The 7,579-nt window shown below is 69.8% G+C and carries 5 protein-coding genes and 1 pseudogene; all 6 read left to right on the top strand.

The genetic code is table 11. The features are described 5' to 3' along the window. A partial coding sequence (locus tag NS331_RS24375; protein WP_082702750.1) for a chemotaxis protein CheA occupies positions 1-2,028 on the top strand: 2,028 nt, incomplete at its 5' end. A gap of 586 nt (positions 2,029-2,614) precedes the next feature. Beyond that, positions 2,615-4,324, top strand: a pseudogene (locus tag NS331_RS25880) (methyl-accepting chemotaxis protein); the annotation flags it as partial. Between the two features lie 20 nt (positions 4,325-4,344). Continuing rightward, the gene (locus NS331_RS24365; RefSeq protein WP_058644508.1) at positions 4,345-4,902 is read left to right on the top strand and encodes a chemotaxis protein CheW; all 558 of its coding nucleotides are present in this window, start codon (positions 4,345-4,347) and stop codon (positions 4,900-4,902) included. Between the two features lie 63 nt (positions 4,903-4,965). After that, positions 4,966-6,603 carry a methyl-accepting chemotaxis protein gene (locus NS331_RS24360; RefSeq protein WP_058644507.1) on the top strand — a complete coding sequence of 546 codons (1,638 nt, stop codon included), beginning with the start codon at positions 4,966-4,968 and terminating at the stop codon, positions 6,601-6,603. Between the two features lie 15 nt (positions 6,604-6,618). After that, positions 6,619-7,179, top strand: coding sequence for a chemotaxis protein CheW (locus NS331_RS24355; protein ID WP_058644506.1), 561 nt, complete (start codon positions 6,619-6,621; stop codon positions 7,177-7,179). A 32-nt stretch (positions 7,180-7,211) separates the two neighbouring features. Further along, positions 7,212-7,579: CheR family methyltransferase (locus NS331_RS24350; protein ID WP_275936482.1), on the top strand; the 368-nt coding region annotated here is incomplete at its 3' end.

Raw genomic sequence — 7,579 nt, 5'->3', positions numbered from 1 at the left:
CACGTCGCCGAGAGCGTGCTCGACCGCGTGCGCGAAGGCACCATCGCGCTGGACGACGCCCTGGTCTCGCTGTTCCTGGGCGTGCGCGACCACATCGGCCGCTTGGTGGCCGCCGCCGCCGCCGGCCAGCTGGAGGCCGACGCCGAACTCACCGCGCACGGCCAGCCGCTGCTGGCCGAGCTGCACCAGCTGCTGCAGGCCGCGGGCGCCCCGGCCGCCAGCCACGCCGCCGCGCCGGCGCCGGCCGCCGTGCCCATCGCGGTCGCGGGTGGGCGCGCCAGCGACCACTGGCACATCTCGCTGCGCTTCGGCGCCGACGTGCTGCGCAACGGCATGGACCCGATCTCCTTCCTGCGCTACCTGGGCAAGCTGGGCACGATCACCGGCATCGCCACCCTGGCCGACCGCCTGCCCGCGCTCAAGGACATGGATGCCGAGTCCTGCTACCTGGGCTTCGAGATCGGCCTGCGCAGCAGCGCCACCAAGGCCGCCATCGAGGGCGCCTTCGAGTTCGTGATGGACGACTGCGCGGTGCACATCGTGCCGCCGGACAGCGAGGTCTCGCGCTACGTCGAGCTGCTCAAGCTGCTGGCGCCGGCCGGCGACGGCGAGGGCGAGGCGCTGCGCCTGGGCGAGATGCTGGTGACCTGCGGCAGCCTCACCCGCCGCGAGCTGGAGGACGCCCTGCGCCTGCAGGACGCGGGCATCGCCGCGCCGCTGGGCGAGCTGCTGGTCGAGCAGCGCAGCGTGCAGGCGCCGGTGGTGGAGGCGGCGCTCAGCCGCCAGAAGCAGATCAAGGCCAGCCGCTCGGCCGAGAGCCAGTCGGTGCGGGTCGATGCCGAGAAGCTCGACCGCCTGGTGGACCTGGTGGGCGAGCTGATCACGGCCAGCGCCACGGCCACGCAAGCCGGCCGCCACATCCAGAACAGCGCGCTGCAGGAGGCGCACTCCACGCTGACGGGGCTGGTGCAGGAGCTGCGCGACAGCGCACTGCAGCTGCGCATGGTCAAGATCGGCGCGACCTTCAGCCGCTTCCAGCGCGTGGTGCACGACGTGGCCCGCGAGATCGGCAAGGACATCGCGCTGGTGGTGCACGGCGAGGACACGGAGCTGGACAAGACGGTGGTGGAGAAGATCGCCGATCCGCTGACGCACCTGGTGCGCAACAGCATGGACCACGGCATCGAGCCGGCCGCCCTGCGCCTGGAGCGCGGCAAGAGCGCGCGCGGCACGGTGACGCTCAATGCCTACCACGACGCCGGCCACATCGTGATCGAGGTGGGCGACGACGGCGGCGGGCTCTCGCGCGAGCGCATCCTGGCCAAGGCGACCGAGCGCGGGCTGATCGAGCCGGGGCGCGCACTCTCCGACGCCGAGATCTACGACCTGGTGTTCGAGCCGGGCTTCTCCACGGCCGAGAAGGTGACGAACCTGTCGGGCCGCGGCGTGGGCATGGACGTGGTCAAGCGCAACATCACGGCGCTGCGCGGCACGGTGGCGCTGGCGAGCGAGCCGGGCGTGGGCACCACGGTGACGGTGCGCCTGCCGCTGACGCTGGCGATCATCAACGGCTTCCAGGTGGCGGTGGGCAACGCGGTGTTCGTGCTGCCGCTCGAAGCCATCGAGGAATGCATCGAGTTCCGCGAGGACAGCGGCCACGACTACACCGAGCTGCGCGGCCAGGTGCTGCCCTTCATTCGCCTGCGCAGCCTGTTCGCCGTGCAGGGCGCGGCCACCGCCCGCCAGAGCATCGTGGTGGTGCGCCAGGGCGGCCAGCGCTTCGGCCTGATTGTGGATCGCCTGCTGGGCGAGGCCCAGGCGGTCATCAAGCCCCTGGCGCCCATGTTCGCCCACCTGCAGGGCATCAGCGGATCCAGCATCCTGGGCAGCGGCGAGGTGGCGCTGATTCTGGATGTGGCGGCGCTGGCGGTGCTGGCGCCCACCGCAGCGGGCACCGGCCGCAATGGGCCCAGGCCCCGGCTCCCCGACCCGGCACGCAGCCCCGCTGCCGTTGCCACTGCAACCTGACCCCCTTCTTCACGCAGCCCATTCCACGGAGGCACATCCCATGTTCCAGACCATTCGCCGCCATCCCCTGACCGCCAGCGGTCCGGCCCTGCTGATCCTGCTGACGCTGGCAACCGCCGCCGTCGCCTATCTTCAAGGCAGCCTGATGCCGGCCATGGCCGCGGCCGCCGCCGCGCTGCTGGCCGCCGGCGTCCTCGCGGCCCAGCTGCGGGCCCTGGCACGGCTCGACGAGCAGACCGAACTGGCGCAACGCTTCAGCCTGACGGTGGCGGGCGCCACCGGCAACCTGATGGTGGCCGATGCGGACGGCATCATCCGCACCGCCAACCGCTCGGTGCTGGCCATGCTGTCGGCCGCAGAGGCCGACATCCGCAAGCAGTTGCCGCAGTTCAGCGCCGCATCGGTGGTAAACAGTTCCTTCGACGTCTTCCACGCCAATCCGCACCACCAGCGCAACCTGCTCAAGCACCTGCGCGGCACGCACAAGGCCAACATCCAGATTGGCGGCCGTCACTTCGAACTGGTCGCGAACCCGATCTTCGGCGCCGACGAGAAGCGCCTGGGCACCAGCGTGGAATGGGCCGACCGCACGGTGGAAGTGCACACCCAGGAGGCCGTCACCCAGGTGGTGGCCGCCGCCAGCACGGGCGACTTCTCGGTGCGGCTGCAGGTGCCCCAAGGCGCCTCGGCCTTCTTCCAGGCGCTGGCCACGCGCATGAACGAGCTGCTGTCCAACGCGGAGCTGGCGATGGGCCAGCTCGGCGGCCAGCTCCAGAGCCTGGCCCGCGGCGAGATGCAGGCCGACCGCGGCGCCGCCCTGCCGGGCCGCTTCGGCCAGATCCAGCAGGAGGCCGTGTCGCTGCAGGCCACGCTCAAGGACCTGCTCGACCGCCTCAACGCCATGTCGCACGAGCACGACCGCGGCGACATCGACGCCACCATCGATGCCACCCGCTTCGCCGGCGACTTCAGCGTCATGGCCGAAGGCATCAACCAGATGGTGGCCGGCCACGTGGCCGTGAAGAAGAAAGCCATGGCCTGCGTGGCCGAGTTTGGTAAGGGCAACTTCAATGCACCACTGGATGCCTTTCCCGGCAAGAAAGCCTTCATCAACGACACCATCGAGCAGGTCCGCGCCAACCTCAAGGCACTGATCACGGACAGCCGCCTGCTGGTCGATGCCGCCACCGCCGGCCGGCTGGACGTGCGCGCCGACGCCACCGCCCACCACGGCGATTTCCGCGCCATCGTGGAAGGCATCAACAAGACGCTGGACACCATCGTCGTGCCGGTTGAAGAAGTCGGCGCCGTGCTGCAGGCCCTGGCCTCGGGCGACCTGACGCGCACCGCCAATGCCGACTGCCAGGGCCAGCTGCTGGCGCTGTGCGACGCCGCCAACACCACCGTGGCCAAGCTGGCGGAGGTGGTGTCGGACGTGAACAGCGGCGCCCAGGCCCTGGCCGGCGCCAGCGAGGAAGTGAGCGCCACCGCCCAGGCCCTGAGCCAGGCCGCCAGCGAGCAGGCCGCGGGCGTCGAGGAGACCAGCGCCTCCATCGAGGAGATGAATGCCTCCATCAGCCAGAACAGCGACAACGCCAAGGTCACCGACGGCATCGCCACCAAGGCGGCGACCGAGGCGGCCGAGGGGGGCGAAGCCGTGAAGGCCACCGTGGCGGCGATGAAGCAGATCGCCCAGAAGATCGGGATCATCGACGACATCGCCTACCAGACGAACCTGCTGGCCCTCAACGCCGCCATCGAGGCGGCACGTGCCGGCGAGCACGGCAAGGGCTTCGCCGTGGTGGCCGCCGAAGTGCGCAAGCTGGCGGAACGCAGCCAGGTCGCGGCCCAGGAAATCGGCAGCGTGGCGGGCTCCAGCGTCGAGCTGGCCGAGCGCGCCGGCACGCTGCTCGACGAGATGGTGCCCAACATCCGCAAGACCTCGGACCTGGTGCAGGAGATCACGGCCGCGTCGGAGGAGCAGTCCACCGGCGTCGGCCAGATCAATGCCTCCGTCGGCCAATTGAGCCAGACCACGCAGCAGAACGCCTCCAGCGCCGAAGAGCTGGCCGCCACCGCCGAGCAGATGAGCGGCCAGGCCGAGCAGCTGCAACGCACCATGAGCTTCTTCAAGACCGGCATGACCGCCGTGGATCGGCCCACCACCGGCGCCGTCGTGCTCCCGGCGCGCCGGCCGGCGCGCGCGGTGCGCGGCGGCAAGCCCGGCGCCCCGCTGGCGCTGGCCGCCAACGGCGTCGCCGCGGCCATGGACGAAGCCCAGTTCGCCCGCTACTGAGGCCGCCCCCGCTGCGCACCATGTACGGTCAGCACCTCGCCTTCATCGAGCCCGCCACTGCCGAGCCCGGCAGCGCCGCGCTCACGTCCGTGGCGGACCAATACCTCAGCGTCCAGCTCGCAGGGAACGTCTTCGGTTTCGGCATCCTGGCGGTGCGGGAAATCATCGTCGACCTCGGACGCATGGCCATGCCGCTGGCACCGGCATGGATGCGCGGCGTCATCGATCTGCGCGGCACCGCGGTGCCCGTGGTGGACCTGGCCGCCCGCTTCGGCCACGACCCGGCCGCGCCGAACCCGCAAAGCTGCATCGTCATCACCGACGTGCCGCTGGCCACCGGCCGGCAGACGCTGGGCGTGCTCGTCGATGCGGTGAACGAGGTGCTGACCATTCCGGCCGCGGACATCGCGCCGGGCTCCTCCCTGGGCGCCAGCGCGGGTCTGGCCTTCATCCGGGGCATGGGCAAGGTGCGCGGCGGCTTCGTGATCCTGCTGGACCTGGACCGTCTGTTCGACGAACAGGAACTCGCCCACCTGCTCCCATCAGGCGGCCTGAGCCACGCATTGCCCACGCACTGAGCCTGACTCCCCCGACCCGCCAACCTTGATGACCCACCTTCTTCCACGTGTGAAAGACCTCTCATGAACAAGCTCACCGTCACCCAGAAATTCCTGCTGCTGATTTCGCTGGCGCTGGCAGGCGTCCTCGTCCTCGTCGGATCGAACTTCGTGCAGATGGCGCAGGTGTTCAAGTCCGCCAGCTACGCGTCGGAGAACAGCGTGCCGTCGCTGATCAACATCGCGGAGTTCAACAACGCCATGATGAACACGCGGCTGGAGACCTGGAAGATCATTGCCGATTCCGACCCCGCCCGCATGAAGCGAGCGAGCCTCGTCGTCCAGGCGCAAGTGGCGAAGGTGGAGGAGTCGCTGAAGAACTATGAGCTTCACAACATCACCGACGAGACGGATCGCGCGCTGCTGAACGAGGTCAAGTCCGCCTGGGCCAATTACCTACCGGTCCGCAGCCGACTCGAAGAGCTCGGCATGGCCAACAAGGGCGAGGAAGCCATCACCTACATCGAGAACGAGGTGGCCGTGAGAAGCCGCCTGGCGAAGGCGATGGTGGACATCGAGGCCTACAACCAAAAGCTTGCCAAGGACGGCGCAGCGCAGGCCGATGCCACCCGGCAGTCCGCGCTGCTGAGTTCACTGGCCATCGGCGCAGCCACGCTGATTCTGGTGGCCCTGGTCGGCATCGTCATCGCACGCAGCCTCCTCAGGCAACTGGGCGGCGAGCCCACCTATGTGGCGCAGATCGCCAACGGCGTGGCCAGCGGCGATCTCACCCTGCAGGTCGCCACCCGCGCTGGCGACACCACCAGCGTGCTGGCCGCCATGAAGAACATGGTGGACAAGTTGTCGCGCGTGGTGTCGGACGTGAACACCGGGGCCGAGTCGCTGGCCGGCGCGTCCGAGGAAGTCAGCGCCACCGCCCAATCCCTCAGCCAGGCCGCCAGCGAGCAGGCCGCGGGCGTGGAAGAGACCAGCGCCTCGCTGGAACAGATGACCGCCTCCATCGCCCAGAACACCGAGAACGCCAAGCTCACCGATGCCATGGCCACCAAGGCCGCCACGGAAGCCAACGAAGGCGGCGAGGCCGTGAAAGCCACGGTGAATGCGATGAAGCAGATCGCCACCAAGATCAACATCATCGACGACATCGCCTACCAGACGAACCTGCTGGCGCTCAACGCCGCCATCGAGGCGGCCCGCGCCGGCGAGCACGGCAAGGGCTTTGCCGTCGTCGCCGCCGAAGTGCGCAAGCTGGCCGAGCGCAGCCAGGTCGCGGCGCAGGAGATCGGCACCGTGGCGACCTCCAGCGTGGACCTGGCCGAGCGCGCCGGCACACTGCTGGACGCGATGCTGCCCAGCATCCGCAAGACCTCCGACCTGGTGCAGGAGATCACGGCCGCGAGCGAGGAGCAGTCCTCGGGCGTGGGCCAGATCAACGGTGCCGTCGGCCAGCTGAGCCAGACCACGCAGCAGAACGCCTCCAGCTCCGAGCAGCTCGCCGCCACGGCCGAGGAGATGAGCAGCCAGGCGGAGCAGCTGCAGCACACCATGAGCTTCTTCAAGCTGGGCGGCGCACAGCGCACACGCGTCGTGCCCGCGGCCGAAGCAGCGCGCAAGCCCAAGCTCGGCCGCAAACGCGCGCCCTCGCTGGCCCTGGCCACTGCCGAGGCCGACATGGACGAAGCGCAGTTCGCCCACTACTGATTGCCGGAGACACCCATGAACGCCACTGCGTCGTCCGCTTCTACCTCGGCACTGCCGGCCACGGCCGCGGCCGAGCCCTCCCAGTACCTGACCTTCCAGCTGGCCGGCGAGATGTTCGCCATCGGCATCCTGTCCATCAAGGAAATCATCGAGTACGGCGAGCTCACCACCGTACCCATGATGCCGCCCTCCGTGCGCGGCGTGATCAACCTGCGCGGCGCCGTCGTGCCCGTCATCGACCTGCAGGCCCGCTTCGGCCGTGAGCCCGCGCCCGTGGGCAAGCGCACCTGCATCGTCATCGTCGAGGTGCGCACCGAGGAGGATGAGCGCCAGGTGCTGGGCATCGTCGTCGACGCCGTCAGCGAGGTGCTGGACATCGCCGCCACCGACATCGAGCCCGCCCCGGCCTTCGGCGCACGCATCCGCGCCGACTTCATCCAGGGCATGGGCAAGGTGCGCGGCCGCTTCGTCATCCTGCTCGACCTGGAACACGTGCTGGCCGGCGACGAGCTGGCCGAACTCGGCGAACTGTCCACGCCGGCCGCGCAGTCGGCCATGCAAGCACCCGCGCACTGAGGGCGACCTCGCACGCTTCCTTCCCCGGCCGCATGAACACGCAAGCCAAACCCCTCACCGACACCGAGTTCGGCCACTTCCAGCGCTTCATCTTCGAAGCCGCCGGCATCACCCTGGGCACCGCCAAGAAGGCCCTGGTCAGCGGCCGCCTGGCCAAGCGCGTGCACGCCCGCCAGCTCGCCAGCTACGCCGACTACTTCGCCCTGCTGCAGCGCGGCGACGACCCGCTGGAGGTGCAGACCGCCATCGACCTGCTCACCACCAACGAGACCTACTTCTTCCGCGAGCCGCGCCACTTCGAGCTGCTGCGCGAGGCCGCCCTGGCCCACCGCGGCCCCGCGCCCTTCCGCGTCTGGAGCGCCGCCTCCTCCAGCGGCGAGGAGGCCTACAGCATCGCCAT

The sequence above is a fragment of the Pseudacidovorax intermedius genome, from assembly GCF_001476815.1.
GTDB classification, from domain to species: Bacteria; Pseudomonadota; Gammaproteobacteria; order Burkholderiales; family Burkholderiaceae_C; genus Xenophilus; species Xenophilus intermedius_A.
The sequence above is the reverse complement of the archived record's forward strand: the minus strand, read 5'-3'. Positions and strand labels throughout refer to the sequence as shown.

Coding starts and splice junctions, on each gene's coding strand:
- NS331_RS24365 (WP_058644508.1), top strand. CDS start 4,345: ATGTACGGTCAGCACCTCGCCTTCATCGAGCCCGCCACTGCCGAGCCC.
- NS331_RS24355 (WP_058644506.1), top strand. CDS start 6,619: ATGAACGCCACTGCGTCGTCCGCTTCTACCTCGGCACTGCCGGCCACG.
- NS331_RS24360 (WP_058644507.1), top strand. CDS start 4,966: ATGAACAAGCTCACCGTCACCCAGAAATTCCTGCTGCTGATTTCGCTG.